This is a genomic window from Gluconobacter sp. Dm-74, assembly GCF_018256135.1.
In the GTDB taxonomy this organism is placed as follows: Bacteria; Pseudomonadota; Alphaproteobacteria; order Acetobacterales; family Acetobacteraceae; genus Gluconobacter; species Gluconobacter cadivus.
Genome location: NZ_JAERLX010000010.1, coordinates 1 through 20223 on the forward strand (window position 1 = coordinate 1; position 20223 = coordinate 20223).

At 53.6% G+C, this 20223-nt stretch carries 18 protein-coding genes and 2 pseudogenes; 6 read left to right on the top strand and 14 right to left on the bottom strand.

What is annotated here, in order from left to right:
• Positions 1-73: 73 nt before the first annotated feature.
• Positions 74-1390: a hypothetical protein gene (locus JK208_RS12620; RefSeq protein ID WP_211576415.1), complete on the bottom strand. Its 1317-nt coding sequence runs from the start codon at positions 1388-1390 to the stop codon at positions 74-76.
• 289 nt (positions 1391-1679) lie between these two features.
• Positions 1680-3083 (bottom strand): PLP-dependent aminotransferase family protein, encoded by a 1404-nt coding sequence (locus JK208_RS12625; protein ID WP_211576416.1) that lies wholly within the window; start codon positions 3081-3083, stop codon positions 1680-1682.
• 122 nt (positions 3084-3205) lie between these two features.
• Between JK208_RS12625 and JK208_RS12630 the strand changes: the two genes are divergently transcribed.
• Positions 3206-3640 carry a UrcA family protein gene (locus JK208_RS12630; RefSeq protein WP_211576417.1) on the top strand — a complete coding sequence of 145 codons (435 nt, stop codon included), beginning with the start codon at positions 3206-3208 and terminating at the stop codon, positions 3638-3640.
• Positions 3610-4482 (top strand): PhzF family phenazine biosynthesis protein, encoded by an 873-nt coding sequence (locus JK208_RS12635; protein ID WP_249202149.1) that lies wholly within the window; start codon positions 3610-3612, stop codon positions 4480-4482. Before JK208_RS12630 ends, JK208_RS12635 begins: the two co-directional genes overlap by 31 nt.
• Positions 4483-4555: 73 nt before the next feature.
• Here the strand turns inward: JK208_RS12635 and mazF are convergent, their stop codons facing one another.
• The 9 genes from mazF to JK208_RS12680 all read right to left on the bottom strand — a co-directional run bounded on the left by mazF (position 4556) and on the right by JK208_RS12680 (position 17082).
• Positions 4556-4885 (bottom strand): endoribonuclease MazF, encoded by a 330-nt coding sequence (gene mazF / locus JK208_RS12640; RefSeq protein WP_194268082.1) that lies wholly within the window; start codon positions 4883-4885, stop codon positions 4556-4558.
• On the bottom strand, positions 4886-5128 hold the full coding sequence (locus JK208_RS12645; protein WP_211576418.1) for an AbrB/MazE/SpoVT family DNA-binding domain-containing protein: 243 nt from the start codon (positions 5126-5128) through the stop codon (positions 4886-4888).
• 211 nt (positions 5129-5339) lie between these two features.
• Positions 5340-11351 (bottom strand): DUF4011 domain-containing protein, encoded by a 6012-nt coding sequence (locus JK208_RS12650; RefSeq protein WP_349291996.1) that lies wholly within the window; start codon positions 11349-11351, stop codon positions 5340-5342.
• 102 nt (positions 11352-11453) lie between these two features.
• A complete protein-coding gene (locus JK208_RS12655) occupies positions 11454-11798 on the bottom strand; it encodes a restriction endonuclease (RefSeq protein ID WP_349291997.1) in 345 nt (114 codons plus the stop codon).
• A 126-nt stretch (positions 11799-11924) separates the two neighbouring features.
• Positions 11925-12923: a replication protein RepA gene (locus tag JK208_RS12660; RefSeq protein ID WP_249198264.1), complete on the bottom strand. Its 999-nt coding sequence runs from the start codon at positions 12921-12923 to the stop codon at positions 11925-11927.
• 926 nt (positions 12924-13849) lie between these two features.
• On the bottom strand, positions 13850-14626 hold the full coding sequence (locus JK208_RS12665) for a segregation/condensation protein A (protein ID WP_211576420.1): 777 nt from the start codon (positions 14624-14626) through the stop codon (positions 13850-13852).
• Positions 14619-15404 carry a hypothetical protein gene (locus JK208_RS12670; RefSeq protein ID WP_211576421.1) on the bottom strand — a complete coding sequence of 262 codons (786 nt, stop codon included), beginning with the start codon at positions 15402-15404 and terminating at the stop codon, positions 14619-14621. The genes JK208_RS12665 and JK208_RS12670 overlap by 8 nt, the downstream gene beginning before the upstream one ends.
• 3 nt (positions 15405-15407) lie before the next feature.
• Positions 15408-16406, bottom strand: a complete 999-nt coding sequence (locus JK208_RS12675) for a site-specific integrase (RefSeq protein ID WP_211576422.1) — start codon at positions 16404-16406, stop codon at positions 15408-15410.
• 151 nt (positions 16407-16557) lie between these two features.
• Complete coding sequence (locus JK208_RS12680) at positions 16558-17082, bottom strand: SMC-Scp complex subunit ScpB (RefSeq protein ID WP_244178141.1); 525 nt, start codon at positions 17080-17082, stop codon at positions 16558-16560.
• A 137-nt stretch (positions 17083-17219) separates the two neighbouring features.
• Here JK208_RS12680 and JK208_RS12685 point away from each other — a divergent pair, with 137 nt between their 5' ends.
• From JK208_RS12685 to vapC, 3 genes are all read left to right on the top strand, one after another.
• Positions 17220-17681 carry a hypothetical protein gene (locus JK208_RS12685; RefSeq protein ID WP_077804117.1) on the top strand — a complete coding sequence of 154 codons (462 nt, stop codon included), beginning with the start codon at positions 17220-17222 and terminating at the stop codon, positions 17679-17681.
• Positions 17682-17875: 194 nt separating this feature from the next.
• Positions 17876-18100 (top strand): type II toxin-antitoxin system VapB family antitoxin, encoded by a 225-nt coding sequence (gene vapB, locus JK208_RS12690; protein ID WP_077804235.1) that lies wholly within the window; start codon positions 17876-17878, stop codon positions 18098-18100.
• Positions 18100-18504, top strand: a complete 405-nt coding sequence (vapC, locus tag JK208_RS12695; RefSeq protein ID WP_077804116.1) for a tRNA(fMet)-specific endonuclease VapC — start codon at positions 18100-18102, stop codon at positions 18502-18504. The genes vapB and vapC overlap by 1 nt, the downstream gene beginning before the upstream one ends.
• A 35-nt stretch (positions 18505-18539) precedes the next feature.
• On the opposite strand, the pseudogene JK208_RS12700 reads toward vapC, so the two are convergent.
• A pseudogene (locus JK208_RS12700) lies at positions 18540-18670 on the bottom strand (transposase); the annotation flags it as partial.
• A gap of 50 nt (positions 18671-18720) precedes the next feature.
• Here JK208_RS12700 and JK208_RS12705 point away from each other — a divergent pair.
• A pseudogene (locus JK208_RS12705) lies at positions 18721-18942 on the top strand (IS481 family transposase); the annotation flags it as partial.
• Positions 18943-18957: 15 nt separating this feature from the next.
• On the opposite strand, the gene JK208_RS12710 reads toward JK208_RS12705, so the two are convergent.
• Together JK208_RS12710 and JK208_RS12715 are read right to left on the bottom strand one after the other, a co-directional pair.
• The gene (locus tag JK208_RS12710; protein WP_149026838.1) at positions 18958-19443 is read right to left on the bottom strand and encodes a hypothetical protein; all 486 of its coding nucleotides are present in this window, start codon (positions 19441-19443) and stop codon (positions 18958-18960) included.
• A gap of 29 nt (positions 19444-19472) precedes the next feature.
• Entirely contained in the window at positions 19473-20165 is a 693-nt protein-coding gene (locus JK208_RS12715; RefSeq protein WP_149026837.1) for a hypothetical protein, read from the bottom strand.
• Between the last annotated feature and the right edge of the window lie 58 nt (positions 20166-20223).

A 20223-nucleotide genomic window follows, 5' to 3' on the forward strand; every position in this document is an offset into this window, starting at 1 on the left:
CCGCCGTGTCCTTCATGAGCTTCCTCAATATCGCCGCCGCGAGGCTTTGGATTGAATCTCTTGTCAACGGGACCTAGTCTATTGTGTATAATAAATATCCATTTTCGAATACATTAATCGGCCCATCATCCGAAACGCATATAGAAATACCAAACCGACTTGACTCAATAGCGGCGTTTTTTCTTGACCCTTCTATCAATTTATTTTTTTTGGCATATTTTTTTTCTAAATTTATTCTTGAATTGACTTCTAAATTACATGCAATCCCCAATATATCTCCCTCTTTTGATAAAATAACAGCCCCGTCTATAGACGAGAATTTATTCGCCATAGCGTAACTAATTTCATTTCCAATGTTTCGATTTCCAATGTTTTTTTTAAAAAAACTTTCCTTCTCGGGGTTTACTAATTTATAGTAATCTTTTTTATCTATTATACAAAATATGCAGCCATTACGTTCAAAACTTTTTTCGAAAATTAATTTCGATATCAAAAAAGATAATTTTTCACTTCTTGTATGTCTTTTTATAGTACTCTCAAGGGGTTTTATATTGTAGTATCTCCACCCAGCTCTTGTATTTAAAAATACATTTCCTCCCCTTAAAACAATAAATAAATCATTATTATTAGATGCGGATATTAATTCAACTCCATTATTTACAAGGGAGGTCAGACTATCGTAAGAGTGATGAATATTTGAGAAACGTTTCTCTCTGTTGTTTGTAGGAATTATCACAAACGAAGATACTCCAGACACATTTAACGCAACTAGAGAAATATCTCTATCATTTGCAATAGCTCTAATCCATTTATAACTTAATAATTGATCCATCCTAATTATACCGGTTGGGAGATCTATAAGTTCACCGCCTTTCGGAATTTTTATATTATTTTTATTCCTAAGTAAAAACAAATTAAGAGAAAAAGATTCACCTTCATGAGACATTCTACATATTTTTTCCATCGTATCCGCCCACTCCATAAAGTTTTCTGACGGAAATACCGAAATTCTAGAAATAACTCGCAGAATTCTAGTGTTTCTGAGAGAAATCCACATATCATTATGGGAATAATATGGAAATTTTTCTATATCTACGTTATATATTTTCAGTAATTCTTTTATTAATTTTAACTCAAATTCAGATAAATCTCTAGAAATTTGTATCGATAATATATTACGATATGATTTTTCTTCAGTAAACGGTATAAATACTATCTCACTTGCATTTTCTGTTTTATGGCATTCTATTGAGGAGTGACACGGCTTGTATGTGAAGTCGTGAGTAAACACTGAAACGCGGCAATCATATATTATTTTTTCTATATCATGAATTAATTCATGATATACTGTATCGTTTTCTAATCTATGTTGTTTACTTTTTTTGTTCATTCAACATATTCCTATTATAATAAACTTTTATCAACATAACGATACGCGTTACTGACGTCTCTCGCCCTCATTTTTTAGAGAATTTCGACAAAATGATCTATCGGTTTATTCGGATTATTCGGATTATTGCTTATCCGGTGTTTGCGTAAAAGGGACCGCAAGCCATCATATTCTGGTTGTAAGGCATGAGCCTAAAAGTGAACCGATTGTCACCTTTTGCGCTCCAAAACGGTCATTCCGCTCTCCCCCCCATTACCACCTGTCCTACGCCATCAACGGGTACGCCGGGTCAGATGATTCCGTCCCGGTCGGCACTTCCGTGCCCGGTAACAACCTCCCTGATGATTGCGAGCGCGCGATCCAGTTCTTCTCTGCTTTCCGGGGCACCGAGACAGAGGCGCAGGCCGGTATCCGCCTGAGAGCAGACCGCAGATGCGTCAGGGGGCGTGACTTCCACACCGGCACGCAGCAGTCGCGCGGTCACCCGTTCGGCGTCGAGCGCCGACATGGGCATCCAGGCATGAGGCGAATGCGAGGCTCCCGGTCGCGCAACAAGATCACCCAGCACGAAACGTGACTGATTCCACCGGGCTGTTGCTTCTGCCTGAACGGCCTGTGCGATGGCATCAATCCGGCCATCTTCGACCCACTGGCTGAACACCAGCGCTCCCAACGCGGGCGGGCAGTACCCCAGGGCCCGGATACCCCGCATGAGCCTTTCCCGTGGTAGATCTGGCGGAAGTGCCAGAAAGGCCAGACGGAAGCCCGGACAGATTCCTTTGGAGAGACTGGCAAGATACAATGTCCGTTCGGGCGCATAGGACACGATTTGACGCGGGCGTTCGGAGTACGCGTAGTAGGCATCGTCCTCCAGAATCAGCAGATCACGTGCTCTTGCGACAGCCGCAATCTCCTGCCGGCGCTGCTCCGACATGGTCCGGGTCGTTGGATTGTGAAGCGTCGGCAGCGTGAAGAGCAGACGACTGCCGGTTTCTGCTGCTGCCCGGTCAACAGCCTCGGGTAGCAGTCCTTCGTCATCCATCGGCAGGCCCCTTAACTTCAGGCCCAGATGGTCCGCCGCCATGCGTGCGCCGTAAAACGTCGAGGACTCACACAGAACGGTATCGCCTGGAGCGCAGAGCGACGAGAAAACCAGTGCAATAGCGTGCTGGCCACCGTTGCACTGGATCAGATTTCCGGCGTCAAAATCCAGCCCGTAATGCCGTGCGATCCATTGCGCCCCTGCTTCCCGGACATGTGCCAAACCCGCGCCCTGAACGTAATGGACGGCAGGATCGAGTGCTCCACGCGCCATGAGTGCAGCCAAAGCAGAATTCAGGTCCACCATCAGGGGAACAGGTGGTGGCGTATTGCAGCGCAGGTCGATCGGTCCATTTCTGCTTTGTCTCGCGACAGAACCGCGCTCTATCGTGGGAACATCCGGGACGGCTGGTAATGCACCCCGTACGAACGATCCACGCCCGACGTGAGCGGACAAGAGCCCCCGCCGTTCTGCTTCCGCATAGGCTCGCGTCACGCTTCCTACGCTCACACCCAGCCGGAACGCCAGATCACGTTGGGGGGGCAGCTTTGTGCCGGGAGCGAGCTGTCCCGTCTTGATATCCTGCGCCATGGCCAGGACAAGCCGCTCGTACAGTGGCATGGGGCCGGATTGAAGTTCGGGTTGCCACATATCCGGCTCCGTTAGTGTTATTGGAATAGGACAATATAGTGATTGAACTCTTTGAAGGAGTTGTCAATCTAGAACAATCGAATCGATTCGTCTTCATTGTACTATTACAATAAGGCCTTCTCATGTTGCAATCAGTCACGGACCTCGCACGCCTGCGACCTGAGGCAAGTATCTCCACACAGATCCCGGAAATGGTGAAAGCGTTGGGAGTGCTCAGCGCAATCTTCACAGGGCTGTTGCTTCTCATGGCCATCCATAAACCTGCCTTGGCACAGGAGGCCGAAGACAGTCCGGATCCGGTCTATGTTTCCTATGTTCGTCAGGATCTGAGCGATCCTGCCAGGGCACGGCGCCTGCTGGTCAGGATCGACAGAGCCGCCCTGAAAGCCTGCGGAGCCATGGATGGTCTTTCCATTCCGACGCAGGAACTGATCATACGATCAGACTGCCATCATGAAACCTTTAACCGAACGGTGGCGGCCTTCCACAGCCCGGCACTGACCCATCTGGCCGGCGCAATCGATCCATGGATCGGCCCGACAACGCAGGAACCCTGACGATGGACCTCACTTTCAAGCAGGTGGACGTTTTTTCCGCCGAGCCCTTTCGGGGTAATCCTCTCGCTGTCATCGTCGGGGCGGATGGCCTGCCTGATGTCCAGATGGCGCAGATCGCGAACTGGACCAATCTCAGCGAGACGACCTTTCTTCTCAGGCCGACGCACCCGGATGCCGATTATCGTGTGCGGATCTTCACGCCACAGACTGAACTGCCTTTTGCCGGGCATCCAACGCTCGGAAGCGCATTCGTCTGGCAGTCTCTGGGAGGCACACCGAAATCCGATGCGATCATACAGGAATGCGGTGCGGGTCTTGTTCCGGTGTGCAGACAGGCCGAGCGACTTTCCTTTGCCGCTCCGCCAAGGCGCCGGAGCGGCCCTGTCGGACAGGATGATCTGACGCATGCTTTCACGGCTTTACGTCTGGCACCTGACGATATTCTCGATGCGCAATGGGCGGATAACGGCCCCGGCTGGATGGTCCTGCGACTGCGCAGCTGCGGGGACGTTCTGGCCGTTCAGCCGGACTGGCAGATGCTGAAGGGGCAGCGCGTGGGTATTGTCGGTGCGTGGGATCCCGTTCGTGACGGAACAAATGCCCAGTTTGAGGTAAGAGCCTTTGTCGGAGACGGACAGGGGTGGGAGGATCCGGTGACCGGAAGTCTCAATGCCGGGATTGCTCAATGGCTGATCGAAAGCGGCGTCGCACCAGCGCAGTATGTGGCAAGTCAGGGCGCCGCATTAGGAAGAGCCGGGCGCGTTTTCGTAGAGAAGGTCGATGACGATATCTGGATCGGTGGGGATGTCGTCACCCGCATTGCCGGGACGATCACCGTATAAGCAGTTGGAACCAGCGGGGGCCTGTTCACTGTGACAGGGAAAGCGAAAAGGACGCATTCCCTGTTTCGGGTTCTTACCCGATCAGGAGCCGAACTCGCTCGCGTACTGCTTCAAGTTCGCCTTCAGAAACCCGGCCTTTATGCTTTGCCCGTCTGGCACGCCAGTCAAGACTGCGAACCTGATCAGAGAGAACGACGCTTGTCGGTTCTCCTGCCAAGGGGACTTCAAAAGGATACCCTTTGACTTTTGTCGTTGTCGGGCAACAGACGATCATCCCGGATTTTTTGTTATAGCTTGTGGGAGACAGTACGACAGCCGGGCGATGTCCGGCCTGTTCACGCCCTGCCTGAGGATCAAACTCCAGCCAGACAATGTCTCCGCAGTCTGGCACCCACGCCGACATTTACCAAATCTCTCCACCGACTTCAGATCCAAAATTCACTTCACCATGGCGGTTATCATCCGTAATCGCAGCGGTCAGGGCTTCCAGAGAAAGGGTATCAGGTCGAACCGGCTGAATGATGATACGCCCATCTTCTTCCCGGACATCAACGGCCTGATTAACATGCAGGTGAGCCGCTTCAAGGATATTGGCCGGCAAACGAATGGCGGCGCTGTTTCCCCATTTCCGAACGGTTCCAAGCATTGGACCTCTCCTATATGTGTCTACATAGTAGATACTACGTCAGTAAGCTCCGCTTCAAGCCGAAAATGGTCCAATGTCCGCTTTTAGCGGATCAGACCTACGAAGTGGACATTCCGCAAACCCCCCTTCTGCGACATTTCCAAAGAACGGGTATTACGGTTTTTAATCCCTTTGAAAGCGTATCAGTTCAAAAGGAGCAAGCAGCGCTTCCCTATAGATGAGGCGTGTCGTGTGCATCTTTCATACGGCGCGCTTCATTTAGAGCCGTGGCGAAGCGAGCGCGCGTTGCCTGTCCCATACGGCTCATGCCGCAGGCATCGCGCATTCTTGCAATGGCATCCTCGTCTGGGCAGTCGATGGCGATAGCGCGGCAGGCGAGGTCTACGAGGGCTGCAAGAGGGACTAGCGCCGGGTCCAAGGATTTCTCAGCCGTTAATGATGCCAAGGATAGCCGTGAAACGACAGGCTGTCGATCCGACCACAGAAAAGTGCCAACATCTTCCTCGGTGCGCGCCATTGATGAGGGAATAGCGCGTTGGACGCGTTCACGAATCTCCCTACCGACGCGACTGAAACCGTGTGCCCGTGACAGGGTCTGAATAAGAACATCTTCTCGAATGACCTTTGCCTGATCGATTGTGCGAATGACAAGGCGCGCTAACGTCGGCAAATAATCGTCCTGCGTGAATCTGGATGGATCAGCCTCGACATCCGAACTGGTCGCGTCATCTGATGGAATATGTTCGGGTGCCTTTGCATAAAGGGGCTCTAAATGTTTGGTCCCTTCAGGTGATGGCTCTGAGACGGGTTCGTCAGCAACGGATTCAACTTTCGGGATTTCGGTCGAAACAACAGGTTCTTCTTCGCGCTCATTTATAGTCGCGTTCAGCAGTGCCTCAGCTTTTGCTGCATCCTGCTCTGCCTGATCAGCGCGCTTCTGACGGGCAATCTCCAGAAAACTCTGTAGGGCAGCATCAATCCGTTCAACCTCACGAGGGGCGTTCGTCCACCAGTCCGTGGACCAGATGCGCAGAATATTCCAGCCGAGATTTTCAAGAACAGCCTGTCTCAGCCTGTCTCGATCGCGTGCCGTGGCGCTCCGGTGATATGTGGCACCATCGCATTCGACGCCTGCGAGGAACGTGCTGGGTAAATCGGGATCAATGACGCCAAGATCCACGCGGAAGCCGGAAACACCGACCTGTGTCGTGACCTCCCATCCTTTTGCTTGAAGCATCGTCGCAACTTCGACTTCGAAGAGACTGTCATACCCTCCGACAGATCCTTCATGCGCGCTGGCCAGAGCCATTGGGCCTCGTTCAGCGAACAATAGGAAGCGGCGCAGATCCCGAACACCTGCGGCACGTGTTCGTTCTATCGCAATCTGATCCCCCCGCAGCGACCCAAACACGATTAACTGTTCACGAGCGCGGGTGATCGCCACATTAAGACGACGTTCCCCGCCGTCACGGTTCAGGGGGCCAAAATTCATGGAGATTTTGCCTGCGATATCAGGCCCGTACGTGAGTGAGAACAGCATGACATCACGCTCTTCGCCCTGCACGTTTTCCAGATTTTTCACAAGCACCGCTTCATGAGCCTGCTCGCCCGTGAACCTTTCAAGCGCAGGGTCTTTGCGGACTTCAGCATCCAGAAGATCGACAATCAGTTTCTGCTGCTCTCCGTTGAACGTAACGATACCAACCGAGCGATCGGTACCATCGCGCATGATCCGGACAGCCTCGGCGATCACCATCCGCGCCTCCGCAGGATTAGTGTGCGACCCATTTTTGCCGGGTTCATAAATCCCTTTCGGGACAAAGCGGAAAGAAACGGCCTGATCCGCCGTGACCGGTGACGGAAAGGTGACCAGATCGCCACCGTAATAAGCCTGATTTGAAAAAGCGATCAGGCTTTCGTGACGACTGCGATAATGCCACTCCAGACTGATGGCCGGGATACCCGCCCCGAGGCATTCGTCAAGGATCGAGTCAAGATCGGTCATTTCGTCGGATGTATCAGCATCAGCCGCCGCTCGACCCGCGGTGAAGAAGTCCGTGGGCGGCAGTTGCTTGGGATCGCCAACCACGATGACCTGCTTGCCACGACCGATGGCGCCAATTGCGTCCCATGTTGCGATCTGGGACGCTTCGTCGAAGATGACAAGATCGAACGGATCTGCGTCGGCGGGCAGATACTGAGCGACCGATAACGGACTCATCATGAGACAAGGCGTGAGGGTCCGAAGGGCGCCTGGCATCTTTTCAGCCAATTGACGGAGCGGAAGATGACGGGTTTTCTTGGCAATCTCGCGTGTCAGAACTTTGTATTCTGGATCGTGCTGCCGCGCGGCTTCACCGGGGATACGTCCGGCAAGGCGTGCACGGATCAGACGAATGGCCAGGGTTTTCAGCTTTTCGTCCAGTTCGCGGAACTTGATGATGCGCCCTTCATGGGTTGCAGCCACGAAACTACTCAGCAGAGCAGAATCACTGACGGCGTGCATGGTCCACCAGCGCGCATAATTGGCTTCGAAAACGGCCAGCACGTCGTCCTGCGCGACTAACCCGTGTTCGATGGCTTCGATCATGGGTGTTAGACCGAGTTGCGTGGCTTGATGGCAGGCGCGACGCCATGAACACCAGTCACGCAGTTCACGGGCCGCCTCTTTCCAGTCCCGCAGCTTGTCAGCGGTCTGTTCGAGCCAGGCAGGATTTTCGGGGTAAATCAGGCGGCTAGTGTCGCTGGCGCTACAATTTCCCAGTGTTTTCAGGGCGGCATCAAGGTTGGCAAATGCCGCGAGATAACGGGTCAGGGATGCGTGGATTGTTCCGCCAGGGGCCAGAAGATCCTGACCTTCTGCCAGCAGCGTCCTGAGGTGGGCGCGAGCAGTGAGCAGTTCTCCCGTTTCGGCTGTACAGCCCGCAAGGCGAGTGCGTGTTTCCTGTCCCCAGCCAAATGCGGCGTTGATTGCGTCGAAGTCAGTCTCCAGACCCCGCCACATCGGACCGATGCTTGTCTTGTGAGAAGCATTCCCGAGCTTTTCAAGAAGGGCCGCGCGTTCGACAAGAGCCTCAAGGTCGTTTTCGCAGTCTTCAGGCAGGGCGATGGCATGAGGCTCAAGCCGCTTACGGATAGCTTTTTGCCCCATGGAACGCGCAAGCAGCCATTTTTCCTTGGTGGTACGCCATTCCGCAAGTGTTTCAGCCAGCGAAAGAGATCGTATGCTGTCTTTCCAGCGGGTATCAAGATCTGCTGTCAGGGCGTGGCACCGCGCAACAGATTCCTGTTCCAGTAATACGGCATCGCGTGTTTCGCGGGCGCTTTCCGTGAAGCTCCATGCCACTGCGTGGGGCAACAGAAGATGGGAGCAAAACGCTTTGATCTGCTCAAGTCGCTGATGGGAAAGATTGTTCTGAGGCAGCGAAAGCGCCTTGGTAACGCTCAGCGCCGCCTCTCTTAGCGTGTCGAGGGCGGAGAGTGCTTCCTTGACGGCGTCAAGCAGTTTGCCTTCCCATAGCGGTGACCAGTCCGTCTGTTCAAGACCTGCCAGTCTGGGTGATACGACAACATCTCCGATACGGGCATAAAGGGTCGACAGATCTTCAACGGACTGGACCAGCGCATCGTAATCGGTTTTTGAATGAACATCCGCATTGGCCCATTCCAGAGGAATGCGGGTAATGGAGGATTCCTGAGCACGAAGAGTGACACCAATTCCGCGATAGGGCGTCCAGCCATTGCGACGGGGCTTATGGAGATCGCGGACGTAGGCGTTAAGTTCGGTACGAATGGTGTCAAGCGTCTGCTTTGTGCGCGAATATTCCTCAGGTTGGAAATCCTCAAGCGCAGCCTGTGCGGTCTGGAACTGTTGCAGCACCGCCATCTTGTTCGCCTTTGGCGAGAATAGATCCAGACAGAACTCAGCAATGCCCAGTTTGGCCAGACGCGCACGGACCACTTCAAGGGCCGTCCGTTTTTCAGCCACAAAAAGGACCGTACGACCCTGCGCGAGCGTGTTGGCAATGATGTTGCCAATGGTCTGGCTTTTCCCTGTACCGGGCGGCCCGATCAGGACAAAATTTTCGCCCGCTGCTGCGCGTGCGATAGCCTTGAGCTGAGATGAGTCAGCTTCCATCGGGCAAACGAGATCGGCTTTGGCGAGAGCGTCGTCGAGATCGCCAGCAGGATTAAAGCCGTCCGCCAGTGCAGAACCGGTCTGTCCGCCGTCTTGCACCCCGTTCAGCAGACGGCTGGCAACGTCATTTGTCGCGAGATGCTCTTTCCGTTCCAGCAGATCTTTCCACATCAGGAATTTCGCGAAGCTCAATGTCGTCAGGCTGACATGCTCGCGAATTTCCCATCCCGGAATGTGTCGAAGATGCAACCGGAAGGCTTCGATAATTTTTGGAACATCAAGGCCGGACTCATCTTCCGGAAGCGCATCACCTTCCAGCAGGGGGATCCGGATATCGTATTCGGCACGCAGCATTTCCAGCAGCGTTGTGTTGATACGGGTTTCATCCCCGTGCGCCCGTAATGTGAATGGTGACTTTATGCTGGCTCTTTCCAGAATGACCGGAACGAGAATGAGGGGTGCGAGATAGGGCCTGGATTTGTCCTGAGATGTCCAGGCCAGCGCCCCGATGGTCAGGAAAAGTACGTTCGTGCCGCCTTCCTGTTCGGAGCTTCGGGCATGACGATAAATTTCGGTCAGTGCGGTCTGAAGCCTGTCCTCTTTCCGCTGGACGACGATCTCGCGTCGTTTGAGGGCTTCCAGCGCATACGCTCTGGAAGCGTCTTCGTGATGTCGTACCTCATGGAGAGCCTTGTTTCTGGGATCATCGTCGTCCATGAGCCCCGGGGCCGCGACAAAACGTAGCGGTTTGGCACTGCTGCCGGCGCGCATCTCCGCCACCATGTCTTCCAGCGCAGCCGTATCCGGGCAGTCGAGTTCAATCAATTGCCGATCGGATTTAGGAAGGTTCAGCAGCCGGTTGCGCGCGGACATGTCGAGCAGGCGATTGCACCATCTCTGCACGCGATCTGCCGGACGGTCTGGCAGGCGCTCTTCTTCACGCTCCTCACGCAATGGGGGAGGGGCCTCGAACGTCGGTTGTCCCGCTGAATCATTGGATACGGTTTCTGTTGCTTCGTTCCTTGGCGAAGCGGCAGAGGTGGAGAGGGGGCGGATACGGCGCAGGCGTGCCCGGTGAATATCGATAACTTCACGGAACGCATCCGGATCGTCATCGTCTATGTCGCGCAGATGGGCCTCGCCCCGCTCGCATGTTGCGGTGAAGCTGGGTTTGCGTGCTGCCGTCGCTAAAGTCGTTTCAAAGACACGCAGATCGTCGAGCTTCAAGCGGTTACGAATGCCAGGCAGATCCTGAACCACCGACGAACCCGCATCCTGCTGGGCCAGCCACAGGCCCGCGAAGGCGTGCCCGCGCGTCAGGACGATCAGGGGACGCAGACCAATGGCTTCGAGACATGCGGCAAACAGAACGGTCGTATCGAGACAGGTCGCCAGACGTTCCTCGACAACCTGTGTTGGAAGGCGGATACGCTGGCCATTTTCAACGAAAGACGCAGGTGGATTGATGTAGGTAATATCCAGTGCGCAGATGGCGCACCACAGCGCCTGAGCCTGCGCCCATACGCGCGCCTTGTCCCCCTGATAACCTTCCAGTGAAGGGGATTGACCAGCCTGTCGGAGGATCTCGGATGCACTGCGCAGGATACGGGCAATGGCAGGGTCATTGGGGAGGACAAAAGCCGCGAGAATGTCGGGGATACCGGACAGGCCGCCCCATTCATTGCGGGCAAGCATCCGGACATCGCGTGTTACCTTCGCAAGTTCCTGTTCTCCCGCATGGGCGACGATGGTCACTACGGCCCTTGATGCCTCGGTCTGGGCCGAAAGCAATGAGCCATCCAGGGTCAGATCACGATCGTTCAGAACACGAAGCTCATCGGGACCGATCTGCTGGAGCATCCACGACCGAGGCGTCAGAAAATGCGGCTCGCTGGTAATGGTTATTTCAACAACCGGGTATGTATTTTCGGTCCTGTTGTCGAATTCCAGTTCTTCAAGGATGGGGACGCTGTTTTCCCACAGGCTGGCGTTGACTGTTTCCTGTAAGACGATCCGAAGTTCGGGCTTTTTTTCCTCTGTGGTGATTTCAACATCGTCAGCAGTCTGTTCATGGTCGGCTGTCACTGAAATCTCCACAACGCTCGATAATCTCACACATGCGCCTGTGATCTCGTTGAGCGCAACATGAAGAAAGATCCACACTTCGTCACAGAAGACTGTCGGGGATCAGAGCACGATTTTCAAGTGATCTTCAGGCGATCGACAGCCCCATCTGCGCGACGGCACATATTTGGCCGCACAGGGTCGTTCAGCCCGGATCGAAGAAATCCAGACCGCGCGGCTGACACGCACACCCACGCCATGTTCGATCATCAGATCGGCCAGCGCTGCTCCATCGATCAGAATGACGCGCTGGCTCAGATGGCGGACGAATTCCACTGCCGGGGTGCTGAAGGATGAGGTAGTGACGAACACGCCTTTGCTCGACCCATGCCCCACAAGTGAGCCAACAAAGGCCTGTATGTCGGGGCGTCCGACGCTGACATTTGTGGCATGATGCTTCGCTGGCACCTCAAGGGAGCCAGAACAAACAGGCGGCAATCCGCGCCATGCGGATCTATCTGTAAGTTCGAAGGGCGCCCCGAAGCCGGCTGTTCGAACAAAGTGGATCAGTCTAACTGTCAGGTTTAAAGACATTCAGGCTTTTAATGGTACCGGTGGAGGAGAAGGCTTTAGGGTGATGCCTCGCTCAGAAATATCAACCCGTGAATTAGGGTAAGCTGCATGAGCGATTGAAAAGGGTTCTAGAAACTCCCGTTTGAATGTTCTCAATAGCTTGTATTGATGACCAAAACTTTTCCAAAGTGATGGCCAACTGACGAAGGTGTCAGATTGCAAAACGTGAAGTCTGAAGGCTAACCAAAGGTACGCATCAATTGCTTGTGGTGATGTCTGAATATCTTTGATGGCCTCTCTGTCGATTCTTACAGGATGCTTCTTGAGCTCATTAAAGTAGGCTTCAGACAGAACAATACGTTCGATCCATCTTGTCTTGCTTTTCGACCTAGGATCGACCTTTCCTGAATACTTGTACGCTTCCACAATCCGTTCATTGACTATAACACCGGCGTCATCTTTACCAAAACGGAAGGTGATAGTGCAGTTCACAAGACGCTCTAATTGTTCCCTAAGCCGGTTATTTGTTGGCCCTCCGCGGCCTAAGCCCATTCGGCTCGCGAGCTCAGCGGGGGATTTCCCTATATAAATTTCCCTAGAATTTGTTTCTATCGAACGGCTTTGCCAGTCGATAAGCAGAAGTCTTGCTATAGTCCCGAAGGGAACGCCGAGTTGCTCCTCGCCTTCTTCTTCGATGCGAATTCCTGGACGAATGACTAGATCAGCGAAATCGCCGCGGATACGCCAGTCGGTTCCCAAAGGAATGTCGCGATGTGGCAAACCTGTTAGCGACCAAGCGGAATACGAATGTCCTGGTGCTACCCTTCCTTCAGCTTCACGGACAACGGCAGATAGAGCTGTATCGGCAATCCTACGACCAGATCTGCCTGCTAAGGCGTCTAGTAGGGAAAGTTGAGGATCCAGGCTCTCCTCTCTGGCGAGAACTGCGCTCTCAGCTGATCTGACAGTTTCTTCTGGCCCATGATGAAGAACGAGGTCGTGGAGCTTTTTTGTCTTCAATGCCTCGTCCTGCAACTGTACATATGTGTTCTATGCCGAGGACTGAAACATGCAAATCTAGAACACGCAATGTGAACCTTGCCTCATCCACAGGTTTTGCTTTGAAGTCAGAGAGATGTGAACCTTGCCTACAGAGCAATATATAAGATTCTTATTGAAGATATAGATTGGTTGGCAAGGTTCACATTAATAACTTTTATAACCTACTGTTTTAAAAGCATTTTTCTAGATGTAATTTTCTGTGCATGAGGCAACATTCACATCCTTAGAACCCTGTCTAAGGATGTGGCAAGGTTCACATACTTTCTTATCCCCAAGCTGTGGCAAGGTTCACATCTCGTGAGAACGAGCAGGAATCGGGCGCAGGCAAGGTTCACATGATTGGTATGTTGCGTGGCAAGGTTCACATCCCCTTCCTCTTTCGCGGCGGCTCATCAGCGATGAAGACGCGGACCTTCTAGATATTCTCTGGCAAAGGACTGCCAACCCACGCAACGCAGTTGGCGCAATGATGCTTGCTGATCGTTAAGATGACTGATTTCAACGCCGAGTTTGTAAAGAAGATTTATAAGGGTAAATTTGACGACGAAGCACTGGAATATCTAGATTCCCTCGATATAATCCCTTGCAGTAAATTCCTAATTAGGAAGAAAAATATGATATATAATTCAAAGTATAGCTTATGTTATAGTAATAAGATATTTATATATAAACTAATATAATATTTTACTACATTATTATATATAAATATAAAGAGTTATAGTATTTTCTATTTAATTATATGATTGATAATATGGCTAGTTATATACTATATTATATAAGGATAACTTATTTAAATATTTCCTAGATATTTATAAATCATCCGAAATAGGGAGTTGTGTATTAATTTTTATTTATAGGTTCTGATGTGGCCGGTGTCGTGTTCATCAACGGTTTGTGCTAGGTTTCGCGTGAACGACCTTAAGCTGTTCGCAGCAACTTAGCAGCTTAAGCAACAGCTCTCCTTTCCTTGCCAGCTCCAAAACTGCTGAAAGATGAGCAGCCCACGCGGCCTTACGCTGCGTTAAGCTTTCAGAATCTCCTTTGGAAGAAAGACTAATCACGCCCTCGACGAGGTCCCACGTGCTCTCCGGATGGTCACGAATTTTCCGCTGCCACCATGCCAAAGCGTCCTGAACAGAAACACGAGGTACAAAAGAAGGCTGGAAGATACTCTCTGAAGGCCGCAGCCTTGCCCTCCGACGAGATGCTGACAAAAGCGCGTCCAGCAGATCCCGGGTAAGGATTAAAGACGCTGTCTCAGCAGCAAGAGACGAGGAGGGTTGTCTTCCGCGCCCAAAAACACTTTCGCCGAGCACAGGTCGCGTTTCAAAGCGCTCCACGGTTTGCAAAAGCATGTCTTTTCGAAGCAGGACCCGTTGGATTTGCTCGGCTGCTGAGTGGGCGGCAAGGTGCTCTTCAGTATCCTCTCGAAGTAGAAGAGCTGAGCGCATTTGAAGAAGGGTCGCTGCCAGAACAAGATCGTTGGCAGTCTGCTCAAGCGGACGGGTGTCGAGCTGCTCTTCCACACAGATCAGAAACTGGTCGATGAGGTCAAGCAGCGGCAGGGTCCGAAGATCAAGCGCGCGACGGCGGACCGCCTGCAGCAACGCGTCTAACGAACCCTGCCAGACGCCAACCTCCAGAAGGATTTCATCAGACATCGTAAAGTGGGCGGATGGAAAAGCTGAGGTCGGGCCATTGGACTGCAATGGCCTGAAGAGCCGCCCAGGGCGTCCAGTCCGCTGACCAGAAAGAAATACTCCAATGGGTGAAGCTTCTCTTCGGATGTCCAGATATTTCTTCGACCTGCTGCAGCGGCCGCGAGGTTCCCCAGTTTTCCCAGAGCCAGCTCTGTGTCGTGGGGGAAACGGGGCCGAGAGCAAGAAGATTCAAGGGCATGGGGCAGAGGGCGTTGAGGTCAAACGGGACAGAGCTCGATCCGGCTTCCCGTGCGAGAAGAACCGTCTGAATCTGGACAATCTGGCCGATTAAAGCGAGCGTCCGGACGTCCCCAGTGGGAAAGGTCCGGCTCAGATCTTCGGGGTTGGTAACATCCGGTCCCCACGAGAGACGGCCAGTGCCCTCTGCTGCCGCCCGGAACTGACTTAGCACGGCCTCTGGGCCAGCGACGGTCAGGACATGTGCCAGCCAGTCCGGCTGGGGATTGAAAAGGGGCGGAGAGGGAAGGACCTGCGGTTCTGCGAGCCCTGACCCCGAGATTGAAAACGCCGTGCCGCTCGCGGGTGGTCTGGGGGCATGGCGAGGAAACGGTGGACGGGTGGGAAGACGAAACCCGGCATCTGGTTCCTCATGCTCCGTCAGGGTCTGCTCACTGTAGCGGTGAGCAATCGGCCGCGCTTCGAGCTCCAGCCGATAAGCTTCCAGGCGTGCGACCGTGGCATCAACATCTGCGATGATCTCAGCAGTCGTTTGGGGCACGACTTACAGATCCAGAAGATGGGCGGGAGAGTCCAGATCAAGGCGGGCTCGACGGACATAGCGGCGCATGCTGCGCAGGTCGCGGTGGCGGGTGTGTGCCATGATTTGTTCATCCCGGGCATTCGCCCGAAAGGCTTCGGTGACGAAGCCAGCGCGCAGTCCATGCGGGCTGAGGCGTTCTCCGGAAGGAACCTTCAGCCCGGCCGCCCTGGCACGGCGCAGCAGGATCTGACGAACAGCATCCGGATGCAGGGCATCACGTCCGACCTGCTCCCAGCGATTGATGGATCGGAAGAGAGGACCATCCGTAATCTCGGCTTTCTTCAGCCAGCGCTCCAGAGCCAAAACCGGGCAGGTTTCGCGATGCTTACCTCGGGGAAGAAAAACCTCTTCACCGCGATGCTCGGGGTCGGTCTTGCTGCGGGCGATGTGGAGCTTCAATCCTGTGCCGACGATCCTGACGGTCTCTGTTGTAAGGGCAACTAGCTCTGAACGACGCAGCGCACCCGCAAAGCCGATCAGCAGAAGAGCCCGGTCGCGCAGATCCGCCAGCGTTTCAACGGTTTTGCTCTGTTCGGGTGCGACGAGTTTGCGGAGTTCCTGGGACGTGAGGGCAGCGGCCTGTTTCTGGGGCGTGCCATACACACGCCCTGCTGCGCGCAGAGTGGTACGGATGGCAGCGTGACCAGAACTCCACTCCAGCCCCCGCATGCGATGCTGATAGCCAATGGCCGCCAGTCGACGGTCGAGGGCCGAGCGGCTGAAATGTGGCGCCAGACTGTGCAGCCAGGCTGCGACGATAGGAGGGGCGGCCGGAAGCGGGGACGTCTCGTGTTCGTTGCACCAGTGGCAAAAGGCCTGCCAGTCATGGGCATAGGCGCGCAGGGTCTCGGGCGCATAGGCTGCCGTTCGGGCACTGTCCTTTGCCGCGTCCAAAGCACTCTGCAGAGCGGAAGAGGGGACTTCGGAAAGACGCTCTGCAGGCTCTGTCGAAGCGGTCATGCCGTTATTCTTCCTTTTCAAGTCCCTTGGAATCTGCCGCAGGACGGTAATTAAGGCAACCTTATTCTAACACGCGGTAAGAGGACATTACCACGTGTTAGAATGACGAAAGAATAGTACCCAAAGCCCCGCAGAATAAGCCCAAAACGGCCTAGAGCGGGCCTCTCAGGCCTTCGAGGAGCGGATCCAGTTCCGACAGCGACCGTAGACCATAGGTCACGAGGAAGGTCTTGGTCGTGGCCCAGAGCTGGGGCTGGCCTGGGACTGGCTTGCGGCCAACGCTGCGAATGAGGCCTTTCTCTTGCAGCAGGGTGAGGGTCTTCTGCGGCAGGATGGCATCCCGGAAGCTTTCGATCTCGGGTCGTGTGACGGGCTGACGCGCGGCAATCAGCAGGAGCACTTCGAGCACGGCCCGGGGCAGACGTTCTGGCGGTCGCTTCAATACCGCCCTCAGGGCCCCCGCGAGATCGGGGGCGGTGCGGAACATCCAGCCGTCTCCGGCCGCGACCAGTTCAAATCCAAGCCCCTTGGTGCGTCTGGACACCTCGCTCACGATTTGAGCGATCTCCTCCTCCTCTCCCAGAGCCCGCGCCAGCATCGCTCGCGACACTGGACCGCAGCTCTGGAACAGGAGGGCTTCGGTCAGACGGACGGGATCGAGTGAAGAGGATGTCATGGTCGAGAGCATAAGGCTTCTTCGGTGTCGTCGGCCAGAGTTCGGAACGCGCTGTCAGTGGAGTTGATCCACGACCTCGGGGATCAGGACCTGCAGGAAGTCTCTATCGGACTATGATTGTGTGATAGGAAACGGGAATGCCGATCCGACCGGAACTGAAAGCGCTTTACCCTCCCAACTGGCCTGAACTGAGCCGACAGGTCAGGTTCGAGCGGGCAGGGGGCGTGTGCCAGCGCTGCGGTCGGCCGCATGGCCATCGCCTTCAGGTACTGCCAGGTGGCCGGTGGAAGCATCCTGACACAGGATACTGGTTCAATGGCCGGGGCAGGCGGGTGTCCCCTCCAGACTTGATCGAGCATTTGGAAATGCGACAGACGAAAGTGTCCCTAGCCGCGGCTCATCTGAATCACGACCCCACCAGCAACCGGTGGCGCAATCTGCGCGCGCTCTGTCAGCGCTGCCATCTGCTGCATGACCGGATGTATCATCTGGCCCAACGCCGTCTGACGTTGCGACGGCGTCTGGCCCTCGGGGATCTGTTCGAAGGGCCCTATCGAATTGGAATGAATCTTAAGGAGTATGAAATACACTATGACTGATCTTCTTCGAGGGAAGAGGGGAAGTCTGATCTCGGCGGAAAAAGATTAAGAGCCGTCGTATATTTTGATGTTTATTATGGACGTTGCCTTTCAGGATAGTGACGGAAAATAGTCCAATTTAAAGCTGAACGAATGTTGTTGGTATCAGATCAATTTATGGATATACGTTCAGGATATCCCATATGGAGGATGCCATGCTTGCCCGCACAACTCTCTTTCTTTCCAATCGTTCTCAGGCTGTACGGCTTCCCAAAGCTGTTGCCTTTGACCTTAGTCTGAAGGAGGTCGTGATCATTCCCGATGGCGTACGACGCATTATTGCGCCCGCGCATGCCGCATGGGATGATTTTTTTTCGTCCTCCGGCACTGAGTTACCCGAACGCAATCAACCTGCAATGCAGGAACGCGAAAGCTTTTGATGCTACGTTATCTTCTGGATACAAATTTTTGTATCCGCGTCTTGCGTGACCGTCCAAAGGGCTTACGCGAACGTTTCAACGATAACGCCGAGGCCCTCTGTATTTCAGATATTGTGCTTTACGAACTCCTTTATGGGGCGGAAAAATCTCAAAATCCGGCAAAAATCCGACGTGAGGTAGAGCATTTTTCTGGACGTTTGTCTGTTTTGCCATTTGACGATGATGCGGCAGCACATACAGCAGAAATCAGGGCTGATCTGGAAGCCCGTGGGTGTGTTATCGGACCGTACGACTTAATGATTGCGGGGCACGCCCGGAGCAAAGGACTGGTCGTTATAACCGGAAATCTACGAGAATTTACCCGGGTAAATGGATTACGTTCTGAAGATTGGACGCCGGATTAACGAGAGAAGGTCGCCGCCATGCCGGCGACAGCCTAGCGCTTCCACTGGGAAATCATTGCCCGATGCACACCGTGCTTCGACGCCAGTTTGGAAAGCGTCTGCTCGCCTCCAGCGCAACACGCGACTTGAACTCGCCCGAATACCTCTTCCGCGTGACCTTGCCTATAAACCTGTCTTTTCTCACAACGGTCTATAGCGTATGCCCCTGTCTGAAAAACGGGGGGCAACCTCTATCGGATGAACCGGACAATAAAGGAAGCAACCGTTAAACGCTTCCAGTACGACAGCCATGAGCAGCTGAGGAGACACCTTAACGACTTCATGGCAGCCTATGACTCCGGGCGAAGGCTCAAGACCCTCAGTGGCCTCACACCTTACGAATATGTCTGCAAAATATGGACTTCAGGGCCAGAAAGATTCATCATCAATCCATCAAATCCGGGAATTAAATACCTAGCGTGTGGCGACAAGATCAACGGCATCCTGTGTTTCCTGCTCGGCGGCCTTAACCCGGGCAAGTTGTTCTGCTGTCGGATTGGCAGCAGCCTGGTTTTTAATCTGTTCCAGATTTGCAAGACTCTTCTGTGCGGCAAGATAGGCAGAGGATTTCGAACTGGAAGCTTTGGCTAAACGCTTCCTGTATCCACCGATGCGACTGTTCATAGCTTGTAGCTCAGTTCGTGTTTGAGCAACGCTTTTCTGTGTCTCCGCTAAGGACTGGTTGAGGGCCGCGCTCTCGTTAGCGGTCGCTTGCGCGCGCTCATGCCAGGCATCACGTGCTGTTTGCAGTTGCTGGTTTCGCTGCTGGTAGCCATTCCCGACCGAACATCCGATACCTGAGAAAAGATTGGCGGTGGTCGGGTCACATTGCTGGGCAGAACACGCACTCAAACAGAGTGCGCCAAAAAGGGGAAGAATCGTAAATTTCCGATGCGACATCACGAGGCAGCCCTTTGGAGAATGAAAATTCAGGCTTTGGCGGCAGGCATTGGCTCAGCCTGTCCGACGTCCTGAGCCATAATGGACGCAACTTCTGCGAGCTGCTTTGACTGAGCCGCGCTCTGCTGGGAGGCAAGGGCTGCACTAGAATTTCCGTGTGCATCGGCAATCAACTTCATACTGTCTGCCTGCTTCTGCCGCATACTGGCAAGATTTTGCAGAGCCTGCACATCTTTCTGATAACCGGCAATCTTGGCTTGATAGGCTTCAGCAGAAATCTGTCCCTGAGCTAGCTGTTGACGGAGCTGTTTCAGATTGTTCTGCGTTTCCAGAAGTTCTTTCTGTGCATCCTGAATGTCAGTCTGAGTTTGTGCAATATTTTTTTGTTCGGTGGCGATCTGCGATTTAACCTGATCTTCACTCAGCTCTTGAGCTTGGGCACGATTAGCAACAAGTGCGCCTACAGCCCCGCCAACCAGAGCGCCGGCTGCACCGGCGAGGGCTGCATTTTTGACACTTCCCGTTCCCAGGCCAACACCAAGAGCAGCAAGGCCACCGAGCACTGCGGCGCCCTCTCCAATCATATTGTTCTGCTGGGCAGAGCGTTGGCGCAGACGGTTCTGTTCCGGTGTGAGTGAGGAATCATAAGAAGGAGCGCATCCGGAAACAAACACGCACATAGCAACAGAAGCAGCGGAGATACGAAAGGGCGAAAGTGACACGGAGCAACCTTTTTACATAATGTTTCATTGTGAATAAGAAAAAAGCATTCTCTTGGGA